General features: G+C 54.7%; 1 protein-coding gene. It reads right to left on the bottom strand.

From position 1 onward, the window contains the following. Positions 1-1,418, bottom strand: a 1,418-nt coding sequence (locus WH277_RS02675; protein ID WP_339504260.1) for an autotransporter outer membrane beta-barrel domain-containing protein, incomplete at its 3' end; no start/stop codon positions are given. Positions 1,419-1,428 lie beyond the last annotated feature (10 nt).

Below are 1,428 nucleotides of genomic sequence, written 5' to 3'. Positions count from 1 at the left end.
TCCGGTTCCAGCTTAAACGCGCCGCTGACGGCAAAGGGGACGCCCATTTCCGCCGACAACAGGGTGCTGTAGCTGCCTTGCCCGGTATTGTTAATACTTTTGTAGTGGTTACGGTACCAGGTGACCTGGCCCACGGTATCCAGATACGCACCCTCCTCATTATCAGCCGTGAAATACCCTCCAAGGCTGTATGCCGTGGTATTAATTTTACCGGTATTGACCGACAGCCCGTTGCGCTGACTACGGGCATAGTCACGCGCATTGCTGTGGATGTCACCGAGGGTCACCATCACACCTGAACGCGCATCAATTTCAGGTGTTAAACTGCCCCGCCACAGGTCACCTCCCAGTTGCATAAAGGCAGTGGTGCTGTCATACCCAAAGCGGCCTGCGCCATAGAGATCATGCCGCCCATAGATGCGGCCCCAGACGGCCTGGCCCTCCTCTCGGGCGCCAAGACGCTGATGGTAGGTTCCGGCCGCCGTGTAAGCATAAGCCGCATTGAGATAAGGCCCTATCAGGTAACCACTGGTCTCGGGACGATAGGGTTTATCAGTAACCGGTGCGTTGGGATCGACCACAGGTTTATAGCTGGACTGCAAGTACCAGTCGTGGCTATTGACCGGGTTGAGGAAGTACTCATAGTTCCCGGCCAGTAAGGGCTGTGACTGTGTAAAGGTGACATCTTTCGTTTCACCCGCCACGTTAATGACCGGGATACCCAGGTGCGTCGCAGCACCCTGCCCCCCCTGATTGGTGATACCCACCGTAAAATTGCCTGTCGCATCGCCCTTCACATTCAATCGATCGCTCGGTGAATCGTCACCCTCCAGCCGGGTATGAATACCGATATAGCCGCTGCCGCTCAGGTTATTGTTCACGGTGAGCGTATGGAAATCCTGACCATCGAACAGGACCTTACCATCCAGCTGGAACGTATTCAGATCGGAATCCCCGGTCATATTCCAGGTGCTGGTTGAATCCAGTATTGTACTGCTGACATTTTTCATCATGCCGGTCAGGGTCGAACCGTTTTGCAGGTTAAGGTTGACCTGATTACGCACAGAATCCGATATCACGCTGCCATTCAAGGTGGCGTTATCCGCCATCAGATTCACCTGACTGTTGCTGACATCTGCGCCCTGAGTATCTTTCTGGGTCAGGACCTCAAGCACGTTGCCATTGCCCCCGGTGGCGACCGTCCCGTTGCTCAGATTCAGATTCAGCGCACTGCCCAGTGTTTTGAACGCACTGGAACCACCACTCTCCAGCTGAGTATTGTCGAGGGATGCCTCGCTGAGGGCGTTACCATCTGCATATAATCCGGGGCCATCCGCTGTAACGATCGTACTGTTCGCCACGTTCAGCGTCCCCTTTCTCAACCTTAGCCCAACGCTCTTTTCGCCTTTCAAGGTCATGTTGATACCC

Origin of the sequence: Erwinia sp. MYb416 (assembly GCF_037479575.1) — a bacterium.
Lineage (GTDB): Bacteria > Pseudomonadota > Gammaproteobacteria > Enterobacterales > Enterobacteriaceae > Erwinia > Erwinia rhapontici.
Note: the sequence above shows the minus strand (reverse complement) of the source record. Positions and strands in the feature narration are given on the sequence as shown.